Here is a 24,521-nt window from a genome sequence, read left to right as displayed (position 1 = left end):
CTCACTCACCGGGAGCCCGCCGGCGCAATGACGCTACGGCCCAGACGGACATCAACAGCGCCACCAGCAGCAGCCCGGCGTCGCCCAGGTCCACCGACCCGAGCCAGCTGGTCAGCGGGTCCCCGAGTCCGAAGGCCTCATGAACGGCCCCGCCCAGGGTGATCACCGCGATGAAGAGGGCTGACACCGCTGAAATGCCCGTGATGACGGCATTGAAGCCGAGTTTGCGGCGCGGGTCCGTCAGGGCCGAGCGGTACATCCGCATCATGGCCACGCCGTTGACGGTGTCGCACAGCGTCATGGCTGCCGCAAACGCCAGCGGGAGCGCCAGTAGGGCGAAAGGGGACACGCCGGCCAGCGAGGCCGCCGTCGCCATGACCAGCAGCCCGATCGTGGTGGCGGTATCGAACCCCAGCCCGAAGAGGAAGCCGATCACGTAGATGTTCCGGGGATGCCGGACCCGGGCCAGCGGACGGGCGAGCAGCCGTGCCACGAAGCCCTTCGCAGCCAGGTCCTCAGGCGAGATCGGTGCACCATTCCGGGCGCCGCGGTAAACCTTGAGCGTCCGGAGGAACGCCGAGCCGTTGAAGGCACCCATCGCCAGCAGGAACAGCCCCGACACCCCGCTGCCGATCAGCCCCAGCAGCAGGTTCCCGGGGCTCCCCTCGGCCATGAAGCTCCCCACCAGGGATGCACCGGCCACCACGAGCACCCCGGCGAGGACCACCACGGAGCTGTGGCCCAGGCTGAACGCAAAGCCCACGCTGACCGGATCGCGGTGTTCGGCCGCGAACTTCCGGGTGGAGTTATCGATCGCCGCGAGGTGGTCCCAGTCGTAGCTGTGCTTCACCCCGGCCAGGTAGGCCGTCAGGACCAGCCCGATCCCCAGCGGCTGACCACCTCCGGCGGCTCCTGCCACCAGGAGCACGACGGCGGCTGCGTGAAGTGCGGCCACCGCACCGAAGGTCACCAACAGCCGGGTCCGCACCGGCAGGCTCGCCCGGTCCCGGTAAAGCCGATGCAACGCCGTCATCTGCGCGGTCGTGGCCATCAGTACTTCCTCAGGTCCAGGGGATCCTGCCCGTACCAGCGTTTCCGCAACAAGGAAGTGGCGGCTCCCGTCACGCGCCGCAGTTCCTCCGTGCTGTTGGAGAGCGACCTCAGCACCAGCCCGGCCGTTCCCAGCACCGTGGCCGTGAGCGAAATGCCGGTGTGGGCCCCGTAACCCGCAGTGATCTCGTGCAGCTCGTCGGCAAGGGCCTGGTCCACCCGCGGATCAACCACGATCAGCGATCCCAGATGGCTGAAGCCCTCCATGAACGCCATACCGGTGACATCCTTCAGGGTCGGCCGGATGAGCACGTTGTCCAGGACCAGCAGCCCGCTCTCCGGCCCGCCTTCTCCCGCGGATTCGACCCGGATCTCCGTCCGCAGCCGCAGCTCCTCGTACCGGAACGAGGCCCCGTCCGGCGACCACCCGGGAGTGACGATTTCGGCCATGATGAGGCTCGACGACGGCCGTACCGTCACGTGCGTGTTCTGCCGGTAGCTGGCCTCCCGGTAGGCGATCACCTGGTCCGGGGCGAACTCCAGCCGTGCCCCCTCCCCTAGGCGCAGCCGCATCCGCTGCTCCGCAAAGGACCCCGGAGTCCGGTAGATCTTGGTGGCCGACTGCGTGGCGAGCAACAGCTTCGCCCCGTCCGCCACTTCCACGTCAATCACATACAGGTCAGCCCCCAAATACGCCCCGCCGGGATTGACGAGCACATAACAAACCTGCCCGGACCCATCCAAGTAATGCGGCCGCAAAACCCTCAGGGCGCCCCGATGGAACTGATGCGTGGCCACAGAACGTCCTGCACGGTTGGTGACGACGAGTTCGAGCTCTCCCATGTGTTCTTGGGCGCTCTGGCCGGCTCCGGCGGCTTCACCGGATTTGGGGCCGTGCCCGTCCCCAGCCGCTCCCAACTCTCGCAAGCTCGAGTCGGGGCCCTCGCGGCGGTGGGCCCCCCGCGGTGCCCGCCACGCCGCGGCCCCAAAATCCGGCCTCGCCGCCTCAGCTGTTAGGTCGCCAGGACTGACCCCGAGAACGCTCATGGCGCCAGGTCGAGCATCAGGACGTCCCGCCGCACCCAGTCGATGACGCGTTCCAGCCCTTCGTCGGTCTTGAGGTTCGTGAAGCAGAACGGTTTCTCGCCGCGAAATTCCTTGGAGTCCCGTTCCATGACGGACAGGTCCGCGCCCACGTGGGGTGCGAGGTCGGTCTTGTTGATGATGAAGAGATCGGACTTGATCATGCCCTGGCCGGCCTTGCGCGGGATCTTCTCGCCCTGGGCGACGTCGATGATGTAGATCGAGAAGTCCACGAGTTCCGGGCTGAAGGTGGCGGAGAGGTTGTCGCCGCCGGATTCGACAAAGATCACCTGCAGGTCCGGGTGCCGTTTCTTCAGTTCCTCGATGGCCACCGTGTTCATGGAGGTGTCCTCGCGGATGGCGGTGTGCGGGCAGCCACCGGTTTCGACGCCGATGATCCGGTCCAGCGGGAGGATCCCGTTGGCGGCAAGGATCTTGGCGTCCTCGATTGTGTAGATGTCGTTGGTGATGGCCGCCATGGAGATTTCCCCGCTCATGTGACGGGTGAGGCGCTCCACGAGCTGGGTCTTGCCGGCACCCACCGGGCCGCCGATGCCGATTTTGATGGGCTCAGACATATTCTTCTCCAGACATATTTCCTGTATTGGACCAACTTGTACTGCTCGGTCAGCTCAGCTCATGAACATTCGGGCGCGCTGGCGTTCGTGCCGCATCTGCGAAATTTCCAATCCGGGGCTGACGGCCCCGAAGTCGTCAGGCGTGAGGTGGACGGCCCGCTCGGCCGCAGCAGCGACGTCGTCGGCCGCCTTCCGCAGGAGCCGCTGGCCGGCGTTCTGCCCCAGGGGGATCGCCCGGACGGCGTTTTGCGTCAGCGACGTGACCGTGGCGAACAGGTAGGCGGCGAGGGCCTCGGGCAGCGGGACTCCCAGGGAACGGGCAATCACCGCGAACGCCAGCGGCTGGTGGCCGGCGCCCCGGCCCGAAGTCACCCACGCCCGGTATTCCGCCAGTTCAGGGGAAGGAAAGACCTCCGCGCCAATCTCCAGCAGCCGGGTTCCCATCTTGGTGCTGGCCTCGCGCATCTGCCGCGGCAACAGCTGGGCGGTCAGCAACGCGTCCAGTTCAGCCAGAGCAACGCCCTCATAGAGGAACCGAATGGCCAGTGCGTCCGAATACGTCAACTGCTGCCCCACAAACGCAGCCAGCCACACCCCAAACGACTCCTCATCGTGCACCAGCCCACGCTCCACATACGTCTCAAACCCCAAAGAGTGAGCAAACGCCCCGGTAGGCAGCGCAGAATCCGTCAGCTGCTGCAATGCCAACTGGTACCGCGTCATGGCAGCCTCCGAAGGCGCGAAGCTGGGAAGGGGGCTGCGGTGTGATGGGCACCGCGATGGGCCCACTGCCGCGAGAGCCCCGACTCGAGCTTGCGAGAGTTGGGAGCGGCTGGGGACGGGCACGGCCCCCAATCCGGGGTGGCGCACCCAATCGCCACCCGCTTAACTGCGGAACTAGTGCGAATGTTCGGCATGGCGGAAGGGGACGGGCATCACGCGTTCCTGGCGGTCGTAGGGCGCTCCGACGTGTTTGAGATAGTCCTCCACGGTGTGGTCGTACTGGCACACCATTACCTCTGCCCCATAGTCCGAGGACGCATCGAAGAACTGGGCCTGCAGGTGCCGGTTGCCCAGGGAGTGCGCCACCACGCCCATCTCGTGGATGGAGCGCGGGGCGATCACCAGGACGTCGGTGGGCAGCACCGAGACAACGATCATGTTGGTCTCGGCCACGTGCAGGATGTCGCCGTCGCGCAGGTCCCCGGAACCGGAGGGGAGGCGCAGGCCCAACTCTTTGCCGTGGTCGGTGGTGACGCGCTGGATGCGCTTGACCAGCTGGGCGCTGGGCAGGATGACCTTTTCCTGGTGCAGCCCGGCGTACGGGTCCGGCCCGGGAGGAAGGTCGTGTGTGTTGCCGAGGATCTTTTCGATGATCATGTTCGTCTCCTCTGGAAGCCTAGAAAAGGAAGTAGCGCTGCGCCATGGGCAGGACGTCCGACGGTTCGCACGTGACGTCCTCGCCGTCGACCGTCACCTTGTACGTTTCCGGGTCCACCTCGATCTCCGGGGTGGCGCCGTTGTACTTCAGGTCCGCCTTGGTCAGGCTGCGGATGCCGGACACCGGCCGGATGACCTTCTCCAGTCCGAGTTCTTCCGGGACCCCGGCCTCTATGGCTGCCTGGGACAGGAAGGTGATGGAGGACTGCTGGAGTGCCTTGCCGTAGGCGGCAAACATCGGCCGCATGGTGCGCGGCTGCGGGGTGGGGATGGAGGCGTTGGCGTCCCCCATGAGGGCGTAGGCGATCTGGCCGCCCTTGAGAACCAGCTCCGGTTTGACTCCGAAGAACGCAGGATCCCAGAGCACGAGGTCCGCGAACTTGCCGACCTCCACGGAGCCGATGGAATCGGCCATGCCCTGCGCGATGGCCGGGTTGATGGTGTATTTCGCCACGTACCGCTTCAACCGGAAGTTATCGCTCTCCGCGCCCAGACCGGACGCCGCACCGTGCACGCCACCGTCAGGATCCTTCAACACGCCGCGCTGCTTCTTCATCTTGTCCGCCACTTGCCAGGTGCGGATGATGACCTCACCCACCCGGCCCATTGCCTGGGAGTCCGAGGACGTGATCGCGAAGATACCCAGGTCCTGCAGGACGTCCTCGGCGGCGATGGTTTCGGCGCGGATGCGGGAGTCCGCGAATGCCACGTCCTCCGGGATGTCCGGGTTCAGGTGGTGGCACACCATGAGCATGTCCAGGTGCTCTTCGATCGTGTTGCGCGTGTACGGCAGCGTGGGGTTCGTGGAGGCCGGCAGCACGTTGGGCAGCCCGGCGATCTTGATGATGTCCGGGGCGTGGCCACCGCCGGCGCCCTCGGTGTGGAAGGTGTGGATCACGCGGCCGTCGATGGCCCGGATGGTGTCCTCCACGAAGCCGCACTCGTTCAGGGTGTCGGTGTGGATGGCCACCTGGACGTCGTACTGGTCCGCGACCTGCAGCGAGGTTTCGATCGAGGAGGTGGTGGAGCCCCAGTCCTCATGGACTTTCAGCCCGATCGCGCCGGCGCGGATTTGTTCGGCCAGGGGTTCGACGGCGGACGCGTGCCCCTTGCCGAACAGGCCGATGTTGATCGGCAGCCCTTCGGCGGCCTGCAGCATCCGCTGGATGTGCCATTTCCCGGGCGTGACCGTGGTGGCCTTGGTGCCTTCGGCGGGGCCGGTGCCGCCGCCCACCATCGTGGTCACCCCACTGCACAGGGCGGCGGGGACCTGGTCCGGGGAGATGAAGTGGATGTGGGAGTCCACGCCGCCGGCGGTCAGGATCTTCCGTTCGCCGGCAATGATCTCGGTGCTGGCACCGATCACGATGTCCACGCCGTCAGTGATCTGCGGGTTGCCTGCCTTGCCGATCCGGAAGATGTGGCCGTCCCGGAGCGCGACGTCGGCCTTGTAGATGCCGGTGTAGTCCAGCACCACGACGTTCGTGATCACGGTGTCCGGAACTCCGCCGCCGGAACCAACACTGCCGAAACCAGTACTGTCGTCCCCGTCCCGGGTCAGTTGGCCGTTCTGGCCCATGCCGTCGCGGATCACCTTGCCGCCGCCGAACACCACTTCCTCGCCGTAGACGGTGAGGTCATTCTCGATCTCAAGGAACAGATCGGTGTCGGCCAGGCGGATGGAGTCTCCAGTCGTCGGGCCGTAGAGGTCCGCGTACTGCCTGCGGGACAATTCGAAACTCACTGTGCGTCACCTGTCCCCTCGGAAACGTGGAGTCCTGTCTCGCGGAGTCTGCCATTGACGGCGTTGCTGAGGCCGTACACTTCACGGCGGCCCGCGAGTTCGATCAGCCGGACGGTCCTGCTGTCCCCCGGTTCGAACCGTGCGGCGGTGCCGGCCGGAATGTCCAGGCGGCGGCCGTAGGCTGCCTGCCGGTCGAACTGCAGCGCGGCGTTCGCTTCGGCAAAGTGGTAGTGCGAGCCCACCTGGACGGGCCGGTCACCGGTGTTGGTCACGGCGACGTCAACCGCCTCGCGGCCGGCATTGATCGTCAGCGGCGCGGTGCCGAGAACGTATTCTCCGGGAATCATCAGGGCTCTCCTAGCGGATGGGATCGTGGACGGTGACGAGCTTGGTGCCGTCCGGGAAGGTGGCCTCGATCTGGACGTCGTGGATCATTTCCGGCACGCCCTCCATGACGTCGTCGCGACCCAGGAGGGTGGTTCCGTAACTCATGAGCTCTGCCACGGTCCGGCCGTCCCGGGCGCCCTCGATCAGTTCATAGCTAATGACGGCGACGGCCTCGGGGAAGTTCAGCTTCAGGCCGCGTGCCTGGCGGCGCCGGGCGAGGTCCGCCGCGACCACGATCATGAGTTTTTCCTGCTCACGGGGCAATAAGTGCATGACGGAATCCCTTCAAGAACCGCCCGGCTGGCGGACCGCGGATGCCGCGGTGTGACCAGCGTAGGCTGGGAAGATTTCCCGCGTGTTTCCGGCGTCACATGCGCCGGCGTCCGGCACGGTTTTCCGCATCCCTACCCGGGGGTCCGCCAGCGGGCCTGGAATTCGGGGTGGTCGGCGTACGGCAGGGCCAGGGTGTTCAAGGACAGGGTGGTCCATTCGATCACGTCCGGCACCCATCCGGCGTCGGCCAGTTCCTGGCTGACCAGCGCCGCCAGGACGGACTGCCGGGCGGATTCAATGATGTCGATCAGCCGGCGTTTGGCCTCGCACTCGCGAAGCAGGCGGCGTTCGTACCACTCGCCGGAAACGGCCAGGGTGGGGTCGCCGAGCAGCTTCAGGGCGGCAGCTTCGTCTTCTCTTATCCGTGCGGTCAGGAATTCGACGATGTCCACGGACCGAGCCTATGCGTGCCGGCCCTCACTCGGCTACGCCCTAGCGTTTGCCCTTTTTCCGGGATCCCTTGCCGCGGCCCTTGTCCGGGTTCGGCGCGTACCGCTGGGCCACCTTGGGTTTCTTGACCGCGGGGCCGCGCCGGTCCGGCTTGGGCTCCCGCTTGGGCTTTTCCTGCTGCGCCGAGGGCTGGCGGGAGCTCGCCGCGGTTCGCCCGCGGACAATCCCGATGAATTCCTCGATCACCTCATCCGTGGAGTCGCTGGGCCACGCCAGGGCGATCTCCGTGACGGGCGCACCGGTGAGTTTCCGGGCCACGGTGTCTTTGACATTGAAGTGCCGGGCCACGGACATCGGCAGGATCACCAGCCCGGCACCGGTCGCCACCACCTGCAGGGCCATCGCGGCGCCGCCAAGTTCCTGCACGTCAAGGAAGGTCTCCTTGGAGAGGTCCGCCAGGTCCACTTCCTCGAACACCGAGATCTCGTGTCCCTTGGGTGCCACCACCACCGGCTGTTCCTCGTACAGCGGGATCACACTGAGGCCGTCGCGTTCCACCGGCAACCGGACGAAGCTCAGGTCCGCGGAACCGTCGCGGAGCACGGCGAGCTGGGCGCCGTCGTCGGACATAAAGGAGTGCAACGGAACATCGGGCATCCGTTCCTCCCAGCGCCGGATCCATTTTCCGGGCGTGACGCCGGCGACGTACGCGAAGCGCAGCTCCCGCGCTGCTGCTTCGGCCGGGACGGCGGTTTCGTCGGGGGTCTGGGGTGTTTCATCGGCTGCGGACACATGTTCACAGTACCGCCCGGGCTCGTGCAGGCCTCAGTGCCGGTGCCCGGTCAGCCTCTGGCCGGATACCCTTGAAGCATGACCTCTGCAAACTCCCAGTCCATGAAGCCGGCCACCGTTGCCAAGAAGCTTGGCATCTACCTGCCCGCAACACCCCAGGAGTTCCAGGATTCGGTCATCACCCGCGCCGATTTCGCCGAGCTCCAGGCCAACCCGCCGGAGTGGCTCGCGGAACTGCGCCGCAACGGCCCGCACCCCCGCCCGGTGGTCGCGCAAAAGCTCAACGTCTCCATCAGCGGCCTGGCCCGCGGCGGCGTTGAGGAAGCGCTGACGACGGCGGAAATCACCGCGCTGCTGCAGGCTCCCCCCGCGTGGCTGGTCGCCGAACGCTCCACCCACGCCGCCGTCCGCGCCGAGGCCCAGCGGGTCAAGGACGAGGCCGCCAAGAAGGACGCCAAAAAGGCCCGCGCCAAGGCCGAATAGCGGCGGAGGGCTCATCCCGGTTTCTATTTTCATCCCGCGGACGCAGGACTATGCTCGCGGGGTGAGTCGGGACCGCCGGTCCGATCCCCATGTTCACTTCCCATCCACCAGCCACCGGCGGAGCATCGGGAAGGAAACAGGCCATGGCAATCGCCGCGTCCGACGGCATCCTGTTTGTCTCGCCCGAATACAACCGGTCCATTCCCGGGGCACTCAAGAACGCCATCGACTGGGGATCCCGGCCCTCGGGCACCAATTCCTTCGCCCGCAAGCCCACCGGGATCATCGGCGCCTCCCCCGGCGGCATCGGCACGGCAGTGATGCAGTCCTCGCTCCGGAGGTCTACGGCGAGGACGGCGAGGTCAAAGACGAGGCCACGGCCAAGCTGCTGCGCCACTACATGGAGGAGTATGCCTCCTTCGTGGAGCGGGTCCTGGCCGCCACCGCGCCCGGCCATATCGGCGACGAGCACCCGGACAAGGACAAAGTGAGCCGCTGATATGACTTGAGTGGGGCTGATCCTGGGCCCTCCCGCCGAACCTAATGCGGCCGGTCCTGGTGTGGCTAGTCCTGGTGCAGCTGCACGTAGTTGCCGCAGCCGTCATCCAACACTGCGGTGGTCCCGCCGGGGCCCTCGGACGGCTCCGCCTGGAACATCACGCCCTTGGCCGCCAGCCGGGCATATTCGGCGCGCACGTCGGGCACGCCAAAGACGATCGCCGGAATTCCGGCGTCGTGCAGGCCGTTCATGTAGGCCGCCCCGATCGGGTTGTCACTGGGCTCCAGCAGCAGTCCGGCGCCGCCGGCCCCGTCCGGATCCTTAACGATGAAGAGGTTGTGCTCCGGCATGGCCATCAGCGTTTCAAAGCCCAGGATGCCGGTGTAGAACTCATGGGCCGAGGCCGGGTCCTTGACGTGGATACTGCACATTTTCAGTCGCATGGCCCCTAGGGTACGCCGGGAGTACCCCTGAAGGAACCGGGGCGCGGCCTTCGTGACTGCCTCAGCGGCGGCCGTCCCCGGCTCGCCGGCGGGGGTCCTGCCGGCTGTCCGGCAGGGCCGAAGGGCCATTGACGGCCCCGCCGCGAGGGATTCCAATGGAACTAGCGGAACAGCGCCGTCCGGGACGGTTCCGCCGGAGGTGTGCAATGACGTCGCTCTCACAATCCGGTGCCCTCGCGGCAGGGCAGTTCCTGGCCCTTGCGCTCGTGGTTGCCGGGGCTGCATTCGTCTCGATGTACCTGGCCCGCAAGCACCTGGCAGCCGGCGAGGGACGCTCAGAGGGCGCAGACGGCGCATTTTGGGACGTTTTCGCCGGACTCGCCGTTGTGGTTCCCGCCGTCCTGATCGCCTGCTTCACGTGGCCCTGGGCAGGCCTGGCGCTCGGCATGCTGGCCGCCGTGACGGCCCTGGCGGCTTTTGCGGCCGCTCCCCGGCTGCTCCGCCGGCAGGAATCGCGCCGGGCAGGCCGGAAGACTCAGCTCATGAATGAGGCCGCTGCTGAGCGGCACAAGAACGCCCTCGCCCGGTGGCAACGCTACGAGCTCGATCCCGGGTACTCGATTGACTACCCGGCGATGAGCGATCCCCGGCAACCGGAAACGGCCGCCCTGATCCGGGCCATCAAGGCCGCCGGCCGTCCCGGCGGCCGCACGGACCGCGGCTCGGCTGACACGGCGTACGCTCCGGCAGTGGACCAGCTGGAACGTGCCCTGGCTGCCGCTGAACGCGCGGCCGGCGTCAACCCCGCGGGGCTCCACGGCCCGGACCGCGCCCACAGCTGACCTCCGGAATTGCTGATTCCGCAGTTCCCGCCCAACCTCGGAAGGAACCACCATGACTGACATCACGATCATCGGCAGCGGAAATATGGCACGGGCGATCGGAACCCGGGCCGTCGCCGCCGGCCGCTCCGTCCAGGTTCTGGACCGGACGCCGGAGAATGCCGCCAAGCTCGCTGCTGAACTTGGCGGCACCACCACCTCCGGCGGCCTGAGCGAGGTTCCCGAGGGCGACATCGTCGTCCTCGCGCTCTACTTCGGCCCCGCGAAGGAAGTTGCCACGCATTTCGGCGACACGCTCAGCGGCAAGACGGTCGTGGAGATCAGCAATCCGATCGACACCGAAACTTTTGATTCCCTGGTGGTCGGCCCGGGGACGTCAGCGGCCGAAGAAATCGCCGCGCTGCTACCAGGCGCACGGGTGGTGAAAGCGTTCAACACCACCTTCGCCGGCACGCTCGGCGCCGGGACCAAGGGCGGCATGCCGCTGGATGTCTTCATCGCATCGGACTCGGAACAGGCCCGCAACGAGGTCGCAGCCTTCGCCGAGGCCGCAGGGCTGCGTCCGCTCCAGGTCGGCGGACTGCGCCACGCCCGCGAGCTCGAAGGCTTCCAGCTGCTGATCATGGCGCTGCAGGCCAACCCCGCGTATCCCGACTTCAACTGGGGCACCGGCCTGAAAATCATCGACTAGGAATCGGCCGGCAGCAGCCCGGATTCCCCGCCGGCCCGGTCCGGCACGCTACAGCTCTACGGTTGCGCTCTCGCCGACGCTCATGCGGCCGTTGGTGACCTTGGACTTGATCCACTGCAGCGCGGTGGCCGCTGTGCCGCCCGGGCTGGTCCAGTACTCGGCGGAGTCCGAGTCGACGTGCAGCAGAACCACCTCCGGGGTGTCCGGTCCGTCCGGGAACCAGGCCTCCACCACCTGGTTCCACATGTCATGGATCAGCTGCCGGTCGGTCACGACTTCGGCGGTCCCGGCAACGGAGACCCATTCGGTGCGCTTGCCGAAGGAAACGTTCACGGCCGGGTTCGCCCGGATGTGGGCCACCTGCGAGGTGGTCGCCGACGTGAAGAACCACATGTCGCCGTCGTCCTTGACCTCCTGGACGGCCAGCGGCCGGCTGACGAGCGCGCCTTCTTCGTTGATGGTGGTGAACATTCCGATGTGCGAATCGTTGATGATGTCCGTGACTTTACTGATGCTGGCGGCATCCGACATGCTCTCACCTCGTTCTCGTTCCACGGAGGAAGGTCCCCCTCCGGACAGCCTATTGGTAAGTGTGCTTACTTTCCAAGGGCTGCCGGATGGGGACCTCTCTGACCGGAACAGGCCGCGGACTCAATTTCCCCGGGACAGGACCTCGCCCTTGAAGAACTCGGGCCGCACCTTGGCCATGACCAGCATGAGCACCACGCCCAGCAGGATGACGCCCATGCCAAGGATGAAGACCAGTCCCAGACCGCCGATCGAGGAGCCTGAACCGTATGCCGGATCCATGGAGTCGTAGGCGGTCTTAAAGAACATGACCAGCAGGATAACGCCGCCCAGGAGGGGCGCGAGGAACTTGAAGAAGAACGCATGCGCTCCGCTGAACGCCTCGGCGCGGAAGAACCAGACACAGGCCAGCGCGGTGATGCCGTAGTAGAAGCAGATCATCATGCCCAGGGCCGTGATGGTGTCCCACAGCGCGTTCTCCGACGTCGTGCGGGTAATGACGTAAAACGCGGCGGCCGCCACGGCCGAGGCGATCGTGGCATAGCTCGGCGACTTGTGCGTGGGGCTGATCCTGCTGAACTTCTTCGGAAGGGCCTTGTAGTGGCCCATCGACAGCAGGGTCCGCGCGGGCGAGACGAAGGTGGACTGCAGTGACGCGGCCGAGCTGCTGAGGATGGCCAGGGACATCAGGATGGCGAAGGGGCCCATCACGGGTCCCGCGAGGACGGCGAAGATGCTGCCCTGGTTCTCCGGGTTGCCGGCGCCCAGGCCTTCCGTACCGATTCCGGCGTACGACAGCGTGGCCAGGGCAACGGTCATGTAGATGATCACGATGACCAGCACGGTGACGGTAGCGGCGCGGCCCGGGGTCTTTTCCGGGTTCTTGGTCTCCTCATTCATGGTCAGCGTGACGTCCCAGCCCCAGTAAATGAAGATGGACAGCGAAACGCCGGCGGCAAAGGCGGAAAAGGATTCGACCGCGAAGGGGTTGAACCAGTCCGGCGCGATGGCCGTGGCGTCAAAAGCGGTTCCGTTGGCGACGTGGCTGAACGCAGCCACGGCGAACCAGCCGAGCACCAGTAGCTGGAATCCCACGAGCACGTACTGGACCGTCTTGGTGGTTTCCATGCCGCGGTACGAGATCCAGCACGCGAGCGTAATGAACACCAGCGTGGTGGCGATATTCAGCGGCAGGTTCTTGGTGAGATCGGCGAGGTCCGGACTGCCGAAGATCTGCCCCAGCATCAGGTAGAAGAAGTCCACCGCGACGGCGGCCAGATTCGAGAGCACGATGATGGTCGCCGCAACGAGCCCCCAGCCGCCCATCCAGCCAAGCCACGGGCCAAAGGCCCGCGAGGCCCACGTGAAGGAGGTGCCGGCGTCGGGCATGGCGTTGTTCAGCTCGCGGTAGCCGAACGCCACGAGCAGCATCGGGACGAAGCCCACCAGGAAGATCGCCGGCAGGTGCACGCCGACCTCGGCGACGGTGGGGCCCAGGGCCGCCGTCAAGGTATACGCCGGGGCGATGCAGGAAACGCCGATCACAACGGCGCCAATCAGGCCCACCGAGCCTGCTTTCAGGCCCTTCTCGCTGAGTCCGTGCTGGTCTTCGGGGTTCTGTCCGGGGTGCTGTCCGGTTTGCGACGTATTGGACATCGCGTGGTCGGCGCTCATTTTTGTGCCTCTCGGGGGACGTCATTCGACGCTGAATGGTTCATCTGCTTGAGTTCATAGTCACTCGGGACCACAATCATCGGCACCGGCAGGGCGCGCAGAATGCGGTTGGCCGTGCTGCCGAGGAAGATGGACCGGCTCGTGGCAAGCCTGCTCGATCCGATCAACAGGACCTCGCCGTCTTCCCAGTCCAGTCGGTCCACCGCTTCCTCGATGCTGCGGCCCTGCGCGACGACGACTTCCGTCTTCGGTTCCTCCCGGACGTCCTGCTCGCCACCGGGCAGGGCGGCGGCAAGGTGCTTCGTCGCGTACTCCCGGGCCGCTTCGGCGGCGCTGGCGGCACCGGCAGCATCGCCGCCGTCGAGCGCCAGAAGCGACACCACGCGCAGCGGGACGTCCCGGTTCGTGGCCATGCCGAGGGCGAAATCGAGCAGCTTCTCGGCGCCCGCCCGGGTGCCGAGCCCGCAGCTGATCCGGGTCAGGGCCTCCTGCCGGTGGTAGCCATGCGGTGCCAGGGCCACCGGAACGGTGGAGGCGTGGAGCAGGGCGCTGGCCACCGACCCGATCGAGAACCGCTTGAAGATCCCGCTGCTGGTGGCACCGATGATGAGCAGGTCCGCCCCGAACTCCTCGGCGGCCGCGATGAGCGCGTGGGCGTCGGAATCGCCGCTGCGGACGTGGGCCCGGGCCGGGACACCGGCCGGAACCAGTGCCAGCGCCTGGTCCAGCCACTCCTGCGCCTGCTCATTGAGCAGGTGCTCGAATCCGACCCTGGGTGCGTGGGCGGCCCCGAACTGCTGCACTTCGGGAACCACCAGCACAAGTTCCAGGCTCGCTCCGCGCCCGAGAGCCAGGGAAACGGCCAGATTGACCGCATCGTGGCCTCTGGCATTGGCTGAGTACCCCACTACGTAACGCATCCGGCCGCTCTCCTTACTGAACTGAACAGGACTGTTGGGTGATTTTTAGGAGGTGACGGACGCGCGGTCCGCGGCGGCGACGATCCGTGCCGCCGTGATCTGCCCCATCCGCACGGCGCCGTCGACATGCTGGTAGCCCTCGGCCGCGAGGTCGGAGGAGGACCAGTAGATCGGACCGACCGGCTTCAGCTGGTCCTTGCCGTAACGGTGCAGGCCGCCGAGGTCGTAGCTCGCGGCGTAGGCACCGCGGGTCCATTCCTCCGAGCCCCAGTCGGACTCGTAGTAGACCTCGGGATCCAGGGCCTTCTCGCCGAGGAAGGACGCGATCGATTCGAGGATGGCACGGCGGCGGTCCTCTGCGCTGAGCTCGAACATGGCGTCGGCTTTCTCGTCCGAGACGAAGCCCACCAGCGTGCCGCGGGGGTCCTCGTGGTTCGTGTTGTCGTAGACCTCCTGCACCAGGGCGCCGGCGCCGAACGCGGTGCCGGAGAGGCCGTCTTCACGCCAGAACGGCGTGCTGTAGACGGCGTGAACCTTGATGACCAGGCCCAGCGACTGGTGCTGGTGCATCTGGTGCTGGCGGCGGGGCAGCGGCGGGTTGAAGGACACCCGGGAGTAGAGGTTCGGCGGCACGGCCATGATGACGAAGCGGGCGTTCACGATGGCCCGTTCGGAAACGGCCGTGACACGGTGTGCGCCGCTCGCGTCTTCGGCCCAGTTGATGGTGCGGACCGGGCTGTCCAGGACGACGTCGTCCCCCAGTTCCGCTGCCTGCAGCAGCGAAACCTGCTGCATCCCGCCGACAACCCGCTTGTCCAGGATGAAGTCCTCATCCGTGAGATTGGTGAAGGACCCGGCGGAGGCTGCCATCAGGACGGCCTGCAGGGCGGAGAAGGCGTGGGCGGGCTTGGTCAGCATGCCGCCGGCGATGAACAGGCCGATGTTGTTGCAGGCTTCCTCATCTGAGGAATTCTCCCGCAGCCAGTGGTGGAAGGAAATGGTGTCCAGCTCGCGGGCCTTGGGGTGTGCCCACGGCTCCTCGGGACCGATTTCCGCGGCCAGGGAGTCCAGCAAGGCCGTGAGCTTGTCCATTTCGGCGGCCGTGGTTTCGCTGACCGGGAAGGTCTCACCGGTGTAGAGGGTGCGCTTGCCGTCCGCGCCGATGTAGACGGATTTGCCGTCGCGGTAGCGGGAGTACGTCTGCAGTCCAAGATCTTCGATCAGCGCCAGAAGCGCCGTCTGATCCGGCGAAACCCACTGGCCGCCGATTTCGAGCATGGCGCCGTCGATGGTGTCGGTCCAGGTCCGGCCGCCGACGCGGTCCCGCGCCTCGAGCACTGCGACGCTCAGTCCGGCCTTCTTCAGTTGGCGTGCGGCGGTCAGCCCGGACGGGCCTGCTCCGACGATGACGACGTCGCGGTCAAGTTCCAGCATGATGATTCCTCCCCGTGGCCGCTTAGGTGATGCGGACCACTAAATGAATGACGTTCATTTATGATGATAGGACTTTCTGCCGGATTGGGGAAGACCCCCCGGCTAAAGAAAATTTCGCCCGTAAAGTGGGAGCAGAATGGGAACATCCGAAACCGCCAGCCAAGCTGAGCAGAAAGGCCCGGAATGACGGCAGCAACCAGCGCCCCCGCGGATCCGCACAGCTCCGCTACCAATCCGCGCCGCCGCGTGGGCCGGCCGGCCGCGGCCGTGCTGGACCAGGCGGGCATCACGTTGGCAGCCCTGCAGCTGATCGGCAAGAGCGGCTACGACGGCTTCACCATGGCGGCTCTGGCGAGAACCCTCAACGTTGCGCCGTCTGCGCTGTACAACCATGTCTCCTCCAAGCGGGACGTCCTGGTCCTGGTCCAGGACCACCTGACCTCGTTCGTGGACGTCGCCGCGTTCGAGTCCGGACCCTGGGAGCAGGCCGTGCGGGACTGGGCCTGGAGCTACCGCGACGTGTTCTCCAAGCACACGCCCCTGATCCCTGTCATCGCCGTACTGCCCGTCGCCGATGCGCCCAGGACGCTTGCCATGTATGAGGCCGTCAGCGCCGGCTTCAGCCGCGCGGGCTTCCCGCAAGAGCGCATCATTCCGGCCATCGTGGCGCTCGAGTCCTTCATCTTTGGCTCGGCCTACGACGCCACGGCGCCGGCGGACATCTTCGATTCCGGCAGCATGGCGTCCTCGACGCCGAATTTCACCTCCGCCGTCCAGCGCCTGGCCGAGGACAGCCATGAAAAACCGGCCGACGTCGCTTTCAGCCTGGGACTCGAGGCACTCCTGGCCGGACTCGGGGCGCTGCGGACCGCGTAGCGGGTTAGAGTTTCCCCGCCTTCAACGCCAGGGGACCGCCAAACGCCGGCGGTCCGGCGCAACACGCCGCCCCAAGCCTCTGAAGGCGGGGAAACCCCGACGCCATTGGCCCGTCCAGCTTCGTGGATCGGTGATTCCAGCCACGTGGGTTAAACGAAAGAACCCCGGTCCCAAGACCGGGGTTCTTACGATTGCGTGCGCGAGGGGGGATTTGAACCCCCACGCCCTTTCGGACACTGGCACCTGAAGCCAGCGCGTCTGCCGTTCCGCCACTCGCGCGCAACTTCTTCCACCCGGATAGGGCCGGTTTCCCGGACCGCCAACCTCGTAAAAGCAGCGAGATCAAGCATAACGGACAATTGCGGGAAAACACCAATCGGGCCGGATGGGTGGCCGTTCCGGGTGTATTCCGAGGTCCGGGCGCCCTGCTGCCGGGCCCCGCGGCGGGTACCGCCGGGACGGCCGCACCGGGGATGTCCGCGCACTTCAGGGCGTGGCCGGGGCTTCTTTCGGCGTCGCACCGGGGGCGTCCATTGAGGCCATTCCCAGACACGCCCAGTAGTATCTGATGTAGGAGTGTCCGCGGACAGCGGGCTCGCAAAAGTTGGAAACCGAGTTCCGGAACGAACGCTGCCCGGCAGCCATCAGGAAAGGAGAAGGACCATGGGATTGCTGGACAAAGTCGAGCGCGGCATCGAAAAGGCCGTCCGCGGCGTCTTCTCCACCGGCTCTCGCGCCCAGGTTGAGCCTGTCGAAATCGCAAGCCGGCTCCGTGGCGAAGTGGACAACAAGGCCATCACCATTGCCGCGGGACGCACGCTGGCCCCCAACGTTTTTGATGTTCTCCTCAGCCCCGACGATTTCCAGCGCGCCCAGGAATGGGGCACCCCGCTTGCGGAAGAACTGTGCGACGTCGTCATCAACCACGTCCGCAGCCAGGGCTATACCCTCCAGGGACCGGTCCGGATCAGTTTCCGCCGCGATGAGGAGCAGCGCGCCGGAAATTTCGACATCACCTCGCGGACCGAAAAGGCCACTGCACCTTCCGTCCCGGCCCATCCGGGAGTTCACGGCAATGTGCCGGCCGCTCCAACCCGCCAGCCCGCGCAGCTTCAACCCGTGCTTGACATCGACGGGCAGCGCTATTCTCTCAACGCGCCGTCGATCGTCCTCGGACGGTCCTCGGACGCGGACATCCTCATTGACGACACCGGTGTTTCGCGCCGCCACCTGGAAATCCGGACGGGGCCGGGTTCGGCCCAGGCGATCGATCTCGGCTCCACGAACGGCAGCTATGTCAACGGCCAAAAGATCGTGGGCAGTTCGGAACTTACTGACGGCGCCACAATCACGATGGGACGGACCAAAATCATTTTCCGCCTACTGCCCGCCACAACAGGCGGACGCGCATGAGCGAACTGACCATTACGGCCCTGCGTTTCGGGTTTCTTATCCTCCTGTGGGTGCTGATCTTCGGCATCGTCTCGGCCATGCGCCGGGATCTGATGATCGGCCGCAAGGCAGCGGCCGGAGCCCCCACGGCACGGCAGGTGCGCAAGAACCCATCCCTGGCCGAGCCCCCGCCCGCACCCGTCAAGCAGCAGGCACGCCAACTCGTGGTGACCGAGGGCCCACTCAAGGGCACCACGCTCCCGCTGGCGGCGAGCCCCATCCTCTTGGGCCGGGCGCAGGAAGCCACGCTTGTCCTGGAGGATGACTATGCCTCGGGCCGCCACGCCCGCCTGTTCCCGCAGGGCAGCCGCTGGTTCATCGAGGACCTCGGCTCCACGAATGGCACGTATCTGGCAGACCAGCAGCTGACCCGGGCCCTCCCGGTGGAGCTGGGCGTCCCCGTGAGAATCGGCAAGACGGTCATTGAATTGAGGCCGTAGCCATGGCTGCCCCGGATCTTCCCGCAGACAGGGCCGAAGGCAAGGCAACTGCCCCGAAGCGGCCACTCATCATGCGCTACGCCGCGCGTTCGGACGTCGGCCGTGTGCGCGCCAAGAACGACGACTCTGCCTACGCGGGCCGGCACCTCGCCGTCGTCGCCGACGGCATGGGAGGCCACGCCGGCGGCGATGTCGCCTCGGCAGCGACCGTCCTGGACATGATCCACCTGGATCATGATGACTACGACAGCGACGCCGGCACTGTCCTGGCCGACGAAATCCAGACCGCAAACTCCCTGCTGTCCGAACTGGTCCATATCAATCCGAAGCTCGCCGGGATGGGCACCACAGTCACCGCCCTGTTGCTCGCTGAGGGCAAGCTTCATTTCGCCCACATCGGAGACTCCCGGGCCTACCGGCTGCGCAACGGCGAGTGGGAACAGGTCAGCATCGACCACACCTTTGTCCAGCGCCTCATCGACGAAGGCCGCCTGCGGCCCGAAGAAGCCGAAACGCATCCGCACAAGAATGTCCTCATGCGGGTCCTGGGCGACGTCGATGCCAGCCCTGAGCTGGACCTTGATACCCTCGCCGTCCAGCCCGGGGAACGCTGGCTGCTGTGCTCGGACGGTTTGAACTACGTGGCGGGCCATGTCGTGGAGCGCACGGTTCGGGAAACCAAGGACCTCAACGAATGCGCCGACCTGCTCATTGAACTGACCCTGGAAGCCGGCGCCCCGGACAACGTGACCGTTGTGGTGCTGGACATCGGCGAGCAGACGCCCGACGACGTCCGGACCGCCGCCGTCGACGTCGTCCCCGCGCCGGCAGCCCCCGGCGCCGGGCCTTCAGCCGCCGCGTTGCCCGGAGCACTGGCCGGCAGTGCCGGCGCCGCTGGACCCGCTGGCGGGTCCCCGGCCGCGACGGGCAAGCAGGCCCCCGCCCCCGCGTCCGAAGGCAAGGAAGCGGACAAGACGGCTGGCAACAAAGAACCCGAGACCACTACGGACCCGCATCTGGGCGAACATCTCTCGGCCGAAGTCCTGCGCGAAGAGCTCTCCACCCGTCCGCACGAACTTGTTGGAGCCGCCGCCGCAGCGGCGGAATCAGGGTCCATTCCGTCGATCGCCGGACGCACCGTGGCCCGGCGCGCGGCCACGGTCCTCACGCACAAGTCGGAACAGACCCGCGAGGACACCGAAGAATTCAAGGCTGCCGGCCGGCCGCGCCGCTGGCTCACGGTGTCCATTGCCGCCGCCATCGTCGCGCTGCTGGCAATCGGGCTCTGGCTTGGCTACGCCTGGACCCAGACGCGTTACTACATCGGCGAGCACGATCAGCATGTGGCCATCTTCAACGGGGTCTCCCAGCGCCTGGGACCCATCCAGCTTTCCACTCTCGAAGCGGTGACCGATATTAAGATGTCCGACCTTCCGGAATTCTCGCAGCAGCGGGTCCGCCAGACGGTGCCTGCCCGAGATCTCTACGACGCACAGCGGATCGTCAAGAACCTTGAGCGCACCGGTACCACAGCCCCGGCCGATGAGTGCCTCACGCCGTCCCCCTCCGTGACGGCCGGCGCCAGTGCCACCCCCGGAGCCAAGGCCTCGCCGGGCGCCACCGCGACACCCGGGGCTACAGCTGCGCCGGGAGCGGCCAAGCCTTCGGCGTCCCCCGCTCCGACAACGATCTGCGAGGGGGCCAAATGACACCCATCGACCCCGTGCCCAAGCCGCGACGGAACGTGGAGCTTGTCCTTCTGGTCCTGGCCCTCGCCGTCGGGATCGGCGCCCAGGCCCTCGTAGGCGTGGACCGGCAGAAAGCGTTCGACACTGACTTCTGGTTCCAGTCCGGCCTCCTGGCGGCAGCCGCATTGGCCTTCCACGTGGTGCTGCGGATCCGCGCAAAATATGCCGATCCAGTAATACTTCCGCTCGTGGTCGCTCTCAACGGACTGGGCCTTGCCATGATCCACCGGCTGGACAGGGTGGGCGAAGACACCGGCAACAACCAGCTCCGCTGGACCCTGGTGGCCATGGCGGTCGCGATCGCCGTCATTTGGTTCCTCAAGGACCACCGGATCCTGCGCCGCTTCACCTATATTTCGCTGGCCGTCAGTGCGGCGCTCCTCGTCCTGCCGCTGGTTCCGGGCATCTCGGCCGGAGAAGTCCTGGGCGCGAGCGTCTGGATCAAGATCGGTTCCATGACCTTCCAGCCGGGTGAAATCGCCAAGATCACACTCGCCATATTCTTTGCCGGGTACCTTTCCTCAAACCGGGACCTGATCCTGCTGGCCGGCCGCAAGATCGGCCCGGTGCAGTTCCCGCGGTTCAAAGACATGGGACCGATGATCACGGCCTGGCTCGTCAGCATCGGTGTGCTCGTCTTCCAGCGCGACCTCGGCACCTCGATCCTGTTCTTCGGCCTGTTCCTCGTCATGATCTACGTCGCGACGAGCCGCATCAGCTGGGTCATCATCGGACTCGTCCTGATGGTGGTAGGCGGCTTCGTGGCGGCCAAGGCGTTCTCCCACGTCGCCCTGCGGATCGACGGCTGGCTCAATGCCTTTACCCCTGAGGTCTACGGCCGGGAGTTCGGCGGCAGCCTCCAAATCGTCGAAGGCCTGTTTGGCATGGCCAACGGCGGCCTGGTCGGCACCGGCCTCGGCCAGGGCCGCCCCAACCTCGTCCCGTTCGCCAACAGCGACATGATCATCGCCTCATTCGGTGAGGAACTCGGGCTGATCGGCGTCTTCGCGATCGTCCTGATGTACCTGCTGCTGTTCACCCGGGGCTTCCGCGCCGCGCTGGGCACGCGCGACGCCTTCGGCAAGCTGCTGGCCACCGGACTTTCCTTCGCGATCGCGCTGCAGTGCTTTGTGGTGATTGGCGGCGTCACGCGCCTGATCCCGCTGACCGGCCTCACGACGCCGTTCCTCGCCGCCGGCGGATCCTCCCTCCTGGCGAACTGGATCATCGTGGGCCTGCTGCTAATGATCTCGCACACCGCGCGCCGGCCGGTCGATACGACGCCGCTGCCACCCGGCCAGGAACCAGGCGCCGGAAAGAACCTCCCCGCGGAGCCTTCCAGCGCTCCCGCTCCCCAAGCCAGTCCCTTCGCACCCACCGAGGCGGTGAAACAGCTATGAACCAGGCCATCCGCAATTCATGGATCGCCGCCATCGCGATGTTCGTGCTGATCTTCGGCGCGCTCAGCTACGTGCAGGTGGTCGGCGCAGACGAGCTCCAAGCCAACGCCTGGAACAGGCGCGCCATCCTGCAGAACTACTGCAACGACCGCGGCGCCATCATTGTCGGCGGCACCCCGGTGGCAGAATCCGTGCCTGCCACGGAAAGCTGCAAATTCCAGCGGACCTATTCCCAGCCCGAGCTCTACGCGGGAGTCACCGGATACTTCTCCAAGAACTACGGCCTCACCGGCCTTGAGAAGTCGATGAACGACGTGCTGGCCGGCAGCTCGGACCAGCAGTTCCTCGACCGGGTCGGCCAGTTGTTCCTCGGCAACCAGCCCAAGGGCGCGTCCGTGGAGCTGACACTGGACCCCAAGATCCAGAAGCTTGCCTACGACCTCATCCCGGACGGCCAGCGTGGTTCCATCGTGGTCACCAACCCGAAGACCGGCGCGATCCTGGCCATGGTCTCCAAGCCCTCTTATGACCCCAACCTGATTGCCACGCAGGATCCGGTGGCCGAGCAGTCCAACTACAACGAGCTGAACCAGATCCCCGGGATCAACCTGAACCAGAACGTCAGCGGCCCCACCGGGGCATTGCTGGCGCCCGGATCGGTGTTCAAGCTCATCGACACCGCTGCGGCGCTGAAGTCGGGCAAGTACAACAAGGACAGCGTCCTGCCCAACCCGGCGGAGATGTCGTTCCCCGGCATCGAATACAAGCTCCCCAACTATGCGGGAGGCAACTGCTACACCCGCAGCACGGCGTCGTTCGCGTTTGCCCTGCAGCAGTCCTGCAACACCCCGTTCGCCAGCATCGCGCTGGACCTGGGCCAGCAGGCCATCGGGGACCAGGCGTCAAAGTTCGGCTTCGGGCAGGACTTCGGCGACCAGTTGAAGCTGGACTCGGCGCCGAGCTTTTTCCCGAGCGATCCGCTGGACGACGCAGGACTGGCGCAGTCCTCGATCGGCCAGCGGGACGTCAGGGCCACCCCGCTCCAGATCAACACGATGACGGCCGCGATCGCCAACGACGGCGTGCAGATGCAGCCGAGCCTGATCAAGGCCGTACGCGCCCCGGACCTGCGGACTATCAGCGAGCCGAAGCCGCAGGCCCTGCGCACCTCCACCACGCCGGAGATCGCGCGGCAAATCAACGAGTGGATGGTCAGCGTCGTTGACGACGGCATCGCCAAGCAGGCGGCCGTGCCCGGCGTCCAGGTGGCCGGCAAGACCGGAACCGCGGAACTCGGCAACGGCTTGAACAACTCATGGTTCACCGGGTTTGCCCCGGCGAATGACCCGCAGGTGGCTGTCACCATCGTCATGGAAGGCGTAGACATCACCACCGGCGCAAACCTAACCAGTCCGAACGCGAAGAAGATTTTTGAGGCGGTGTTGAATAAGTGAGGCCTACTTCAGGAATCACCCTCGGCGGCAGATTCCAGCTGACCACACGCATTGCGATCGGCGGCATGGGAGAAGTCTGGAAAGCCAAAGACCTGATCCTTGGCCGCATTGTCGCCATCAAGGTGCTCAAGGAGGAATACACGGGTGATCCCGGGTTCCTGCAGCGGTTCCGCGCCGAGGCACGCCATACCGCGCTCCTGAACCACGTGGGCATCGCCAACGTCTTCGATTACGGCGAGGAAGAGGGCTCGGCCTACCTCGTCATGGAACTGGTCCCGGGCCAGCCGTTGAGCAGCATCATCGAACACGAGCAGGTCCTCTCCCCGGACCGGACCCTCTCGATGATGGCGCAGACGGCGCGTGCCCTCGCCGTCGCCCATGCGCAGGGCCTCGTGCACCGCGACATCAAGCCGGGAAACCTGCTCATCACCCCGGACGGCCGCGTCAAGGTCACCGACTTCGGCATCGCCCGCCTGGCCGACCAGGTTCCGCTGACCCAGACCGGTCAGGTGATGGGCACCGCCCAGTACCTGGCACCGGAACAGGCCACGGGGCAGACGGCCACCGGAGCCTCGGATATCTACTCCCTCGGCGTGATCGGCTACGAGTGCCTCACGGGCCACCGGCCGTTCTCCGGGGAGTCCCAGATCGCCATCGCGCTGGCCCAGGTCAATGATGCGCCGCCGCCGCTGCCGGAGACACTGCCGCGGCCCGTCCGGGCGCTCCTGATGTCGATGCTGGCCAAGGATCCGAAGAACCGCCCTGCTGATGCCATCAAGCTGTCCGAGGCGGCCGAGGCCATCCGCAACGGTGACATCGCGGCGGCCCACGCAGCTGTTCCGGGCATGCTCCTCTTCGACGCGGCAACCGGGCCCATCACGGCCCCGGTCGATCTCCCCACGGCAGCCACCAGCGTCATTGCCTCCAGCGCCGCGGAGGACAGGTCGACGTCGGCAACCTCCGCGCTGCCCGTCGTCGGCGCCGCCGGTGCCGGCGCGGCGGCAGGCCTTGCGGCCGGCGCGGCAGCAGCCAGCGGCTACGGGGCACGCAACGCGCTCAACCGCGCCGACGCCCTGGCCGCCGAGCGCAACTGGGTGCAGGACGAAGCAGAGTACGACGAGGAAGACGAACACGCCGAGGAACCGCAGCGCCGCAAGCGCAGCCCGTGGACCTGGCCGCTGATTGCGCTGATCCTGCTGGTGGTTTTCGCCCTGGCCGGTGTGGTCATCAGCCAGGCCGGTAACCTCTTTCCCTCACAGGCGCCGGTCACAAGTGCCCCCACGTCCAACAGCGTGAAGCCGAGCAGCGCCAGCCCCTCGCCGTCGTCCGCGTCGCCCTCCGAGACCCCCACCCCCACTGCCTCTTCCGCGACGCCCACCGAGTCCACCCCGGCAGCCATCAACCTGATCCCGGACGCCTACCTGGGGCGCCCCTACGCCGACGTCCGCAACGAGCTGGTCGGCAAGGGGCTCCAAGTCACCGGCGCCGAGGTCTTCAACGACGCGACGCCGGGTACCGTCACCAATATTGACCCCTCCGGTCCGGTCCAGCCCGGGACCACCATCACCGTGAGCTACTCCAAGGGGCCGGAAATGGTCGCCGTCCCGTCCATTCCGGCAGGCGCCAGCGAGGCCGAAGTCCAGCAGGCCATCCAGAACGCCGGACTGCGCTGGGCCAGGGGAGCCGACGTCAGCCCCACGAACAAGAAGGAAGACCCGGGAACCTTTGTGAGCTCGGACCCCGCGTCCGGGAGCAAGGTGGCCTCCGGGAGCGTCGTGACCTACCACCTCGCCAAGGCCTCGGCCGCAACGCCCTCACCTACCAAGTCCGCACCCTAAGA

At 66.5% G+C, this 24,521-nt stretch carries 25 protein-coding genes, 1 tRNA gene and 1 pseudogene; 11 read left to right on the top strand and 16 right to left on the bottom strand.

All coding sequences use genetic code 11. The annotated features are described in order from the left end of the window. Window position 1: 1 nt before the first annotated feature. The 10 genes from ABD243_RS10345 to ABD243_RS10300 all read right to left on the bottom strand — a co-directional run bounded on the left by ABD243_RS10345 (window position 2) and on the right by ABD243_RS10300 (window position 7,797). A complete protein-coding gene (locus ABD243_RS10345; protein WP_344365316.1) occupies window positions 2-1,033 on the bottom strand; it encodes a HoxN/HupN/NixA family nickel/cobalt transporter in 1,032 nt (343 codons plus the stop codon). Between the two features lie 17 nt (window positions 1,034-1,050). Then, window positions 1,051-1,893: an urease accessory protein UreD gene (locus tag ABD243_RS10340; protein WP_425547169.1), complete on the bottom strand. Its 843-nt coding sequence runs from the start codon at window positions 1,891-1,893 to the stop codon at window positions 1,051-1,053. Window positions 1,894-2,093: 200 nt separating this feature from the next. After that, window positions 2,094-2,711 carry an urease accessory protein UreG gene (gene ureG / locus ABD243_RS10335; RefSeq protein ID WP_344365043.1) on the bottom strand — a complete coding sequence of 206 codons (618 nt, stop codon included), beginning with the start codon at window positions 2,709-2,711 and terminating at the stop codon, window positions 2,094-2,096. Window positions 2,712-2,765: 54 nt separating this feature from the next. Beyond that, window positions 2,766-3,434, bottom strand: coding sequence for an urease accessory protein UreF (locus tag ABD243_RS10330; protein WP_344365042.1), 669 nt, complete (start codon window positions 3,432-3,434; stop codon window positions 2,766-2,768). Between the two features lie 174 nt (window positions 3,435-3,608). Further along, window positions 3,609-4,091: an urease accessory protein UreE gene (gene ureE / locus ABD243_RS10325; protein ID WP_344365040.1), complete on the bottom strand. Its 483-nt coding sequence runs from the start codon at window positions 4,089-4,091 to the stop codon at window positions 3,609-3,611. A gap of 19 nt (window positions 4,092-4,110) precedes the next feature. Next, complete coding sequence (ureC, locus tag ABD243_RS10320) at window positions 4,111-5,895, bottom strand: urease subunit alpha (RefSeq protein WP_344365037.1); 1,785 nt, start codon at window positions 5,893-5,895, stop codon at window positions 4,111-4,113. Next, window positions 5,892-6,242 carry an urease subunit beta gene (locus ABD243_RS10315; RefSeq protein WP_344365034.1) on the bottom strand — a complete coding sequence of 117 codons (351 nt, stop codon included), beginning with the start codon at window positions 6,240-6,242 and terminating at the stop codon, window positions 5,892-5,894. The genes ureC and ABD243_RS10315 overlap by 4 nt, the downstream gene beginning before the upstream one ends. A 10-nt stretch (window positions 6,243-6,252) precedes the next feature. Then, the gene (locus ABD243_RS10310; RefSeq protein WP_018775629.1) at window positions 6,253-6,555 is read right to left on the bottom strand and encodes an urease subunit gamma; all 303 of its coding nucleotides are present in this window, start codon (window positions 6,553-6,555) and stop codon (window positions 6,253-6,255) included. 131 nt (window positions 6,556-6,686) lie between these two features. Further along, window positions 6,687-7,007, bottom strand: a complete 321-nt coding sequence (locus tag ABD243_RS10305; protein ID WP_116766360.1) for a DUF6221 family protein — start codon at window positions 7,005-7,007, stop codon at window positions 6,687-6,689. A 40-nt stretch (window positions 7,008-7,047) separates the two neighbouring features. After that, complete coding sequence (locus ABD243_RS10300) at window positions 7,048-7,797, bottom strand: LysR family substrate-binding domain-containing protein (protein WP_344365030.1); 750 nt, start codon at window positions 7,795-7,797, stop codon at window positions 7,048-7,050. Between the two features lie 78 nt (window positions 7,798-7,875). Here ABD243_RS10300 and ABD243_RS10295 point away from each other — a divergent pair, with 78 nt between their 5' ends. Then, window positions 7,876-8,280 carry a DUF5997 family protein gene (locus ABD243_RS10295; protein ID WP_043479868.1) on the top strand — a complete coding sequence of 135 codons (405 nt, stop codon included), beginning with the start codon at window positions 7,876-7,878 and terminating at the stop codon, window positions 8,278-8,280. Window positions 8,281-8,363: 83 nt separating this feature from the next. Next, a pseudogene (locus tag ABD243_RS10290) lies at window positions 8,364-8,779 on the top strand (NADPH-dependent FMN reductase); the annotation flags it as partial. Between the two features lie 65 nt (window positions 8,780-8,844). Here the strand turns inward: ABD243_RS10290 and ABD243_RS10285 are convergent. Then, complete coding sequence (locus ABD243_RS10285; RefSeq protein WP_091248617.1) at window positions 8,845-9,222, bottom strand: VOC family protein; 378 nt, start codon at window positions 9,220-9,222, stop codon at window positions 8,845-8,847. A gap of 206 nt (window positions 9,223-9,428) precedes the next feature. On the opposite strand from ABD243_RS10285, the gene ABD243_RS10280 reads away from it, so the two are divergent. Both ABD243_RS10280 and ABD243_RS10275 read left to right on the top strand, forming a co-directional pair. Next, window positions 9,429-10,064, top strand: a complete 636-nt coding sequence (locus tag ABD243_RS10280) for a hypothetical protein (RefSeq protein ID WP_344365024.1) — start codon at window positions 9,429-9,431, stop codon at window positions 10,062-10,064. 52 nt (window positions 10,065-10,116) lie between these two features. Further along, window positions 10,117-10,755, top strand: a complete 639-nt coding sequence (locus ABD243_RS10275; RefSeq protein WP_344365022.1) for an NADPH-dependent F420 reductase — start codon at window positions 10,117-10,119, stop codon at window positions 10,753-10,755. 48 nt (window positions 10,756-10,803) lie between these two features. Here the strand turns inward: ABD243_RS10275 and ABD243_RS10270 are convergent, their stop codons facing one another. The 4 genes from ABD243_RS10270 to ABD243_RS10255 form a co-directional block, all read right to left on the bottom strand. Further along, complete coding sequence (locus tag ABD243_RS10270; RefSeq protein ID WP_116766356.1) at window positions 10,804-11,286, bottom strand: pyridoxamine 5'-phosphate oxidase family protein; 483 nt, start codon at window positions 11,284-11,286, stop codon at window positions 10,804-10,806. Between the two features lie 120 nt (window positions 11,287-11,406). Then, window positions 11,407-12,939, bottom strand: coding sequence for an APC family permease (locus ABD243_RS10265; RefSeq protein WP_344365314.1), 1,533 nt, complete (start codon window positions 12,937-12,939; stop codon window positions 11,407-11,409). A gap of 14 nt (window positions 12,940-12,953) precedes the next feature. Beyond that, a complete protein-coding gene (locus tag ABD243_RS10260) occupies window positions 12,954-13,877 on the bottom strand; it encodes a universal stress protein (RefSeq protein ID WP_116766355.1) in 924 nt (307 codons plus the stop codon). Window positions 13,878-13,922: 45 nt separating this feature from the next. After that, window positions 13,923-15,311, bottom strand: a complete 1,389-nt coding sequence (locus tag ABD243_RS10255) for a flavin monoamine oxidase family protein (protein ID WP_344365017.1) — start codon at window positions 15,309-15,311, stop codon at window positions 13,923-13,925. A 183-nt stretch (window positions 15,312-15,494) separates the two neighbouring features. Here ABD243_RS10255 and ABD243_RS10250 point away from each other — a divergent pair, with 183 nt between their 5' ends. After that, on the top strand, window positions 15,495-16,187 hold the full coding sequence (locus ABD243_RS10250) for a TetR/AcrR family transcriptional regulator (protein WP_116766353.1): 693 nt from the start codon (window positions 15,495-15,497) through the stop codon (window positions 16,185-16,187). A gap of 196 nt (window positions 16,188-16,383) precedes the next feature. On the opposite strand, the gene ABD243_RS10245 is transcribed toward ABD243_RS10250, so the two are convergent. After that, window positions 16,384-16,466 (bottom strand) — tRNA-Leu (locus ABD243_RS10245). 384 nt (window positions 16,467-16,850) lie between these two features. Here ABD243_RS10245 and ABD243_RS10240 point away from each other — a divergent pair. From ABD243_RS10240 to ABD243_RS10215, 6 genes are read left to right on the top strand one after another with little or no spacing between them, the layout of a single operon-like run. Next, a complete protein-coding gene (locus ABD243_RS10240) occupies window positions 16,851-17,600 on the top strand; it encodes an FHA domain-containing protein (RefSeq protein WP_116766352.1) in 750 nt (249 codons plus the stop codon). Then, the gene (locus tag ABD243_RS10235; protein WP_116766351.1) at window positions 17,597-18,079 is read left to right on the top strand and encodes an FHA domain-containing protein FhaB/FipA; all 483 of its coding nucleotides are present in this window, start codon (window positions 17,597-17,599) and stop codon (window positions 18,077-18,079) included. The genes ABD243_RS10240 and ABD243_RS10235 overlap by 4 nt, the downstream gene beginning before the upstream one ends. Window positions 18,080-18,081: 2 nt before the next feature. After that, a complete protein-coding gene (locus tag ABD243_RS10230) occupies window positions 18,082-19,788 on the top strand; it encodes a PP2C family protein-serine/threonine phosphatase (RefSeq protein ID WP_344365012.1) in 1,707 nt (568 codons plus the stop codon). After that, window positions 19,785-21,227 carry an FtsW/RodA/SpoVE family cell cycle protein gene (locus tag ABD243_RS10225; protein WP_116766349.1) on the top strand — a complete coding sequence of 481 codons (1,443 nt, stop codon included), beginning with the start codon at window positions 19,785-19,787 and terminating at the stop codon, window positions 21,225-21,227. Before ABD243_RS10230 ends, ABD243_RS10225 begins: the two co-directional genes overlap by 4 nt. After that, on the top strand, window positions 21,224-22,681 hold the full coding sequence (locus ABD243_RS10220; protein ID WP_344365007.1) for a peptidoglycan D,D-transpeptidase FtsI family protein: 1,458 nt from the start codon (window positions 21,224-21,226) through the stop codon (window positions 22,679-22,681). Before ABD243_RS10225 ends, ABD243_RS10220 begins: the two co-directional genes overlap by 4 nt. Next, window positions 22,678-24,519: a protein kinase domain-containing protein gene (locus ABD243_RS10215; protein ID WP_344365004.1), complete on the top strand. Its 1,842-nt coding sequence runs from the start codon at window positions 22,678-22,680 to the stop codon at window positions 24,517-24,519. Before ABD243_RS10220 ends, ABD243_RS10215 begins: the two co-directional genes overlap by 4 nt. The last annotated feature ends 2 nt before the right edge of the window (window positions 24,520-24,521 follow it).

The organism is Arthrobacter humicola (assembly GCF_039531445.1).
GTDB lineage: Bacteria > Actinomycetota > Actinomycetes > Actinomycetales > Micrococcaceae > Arthrobacter > Arthrobacter humicola.
This window is presented reverse-complemented; position numbering and strand designations above follow the sequence as displayed.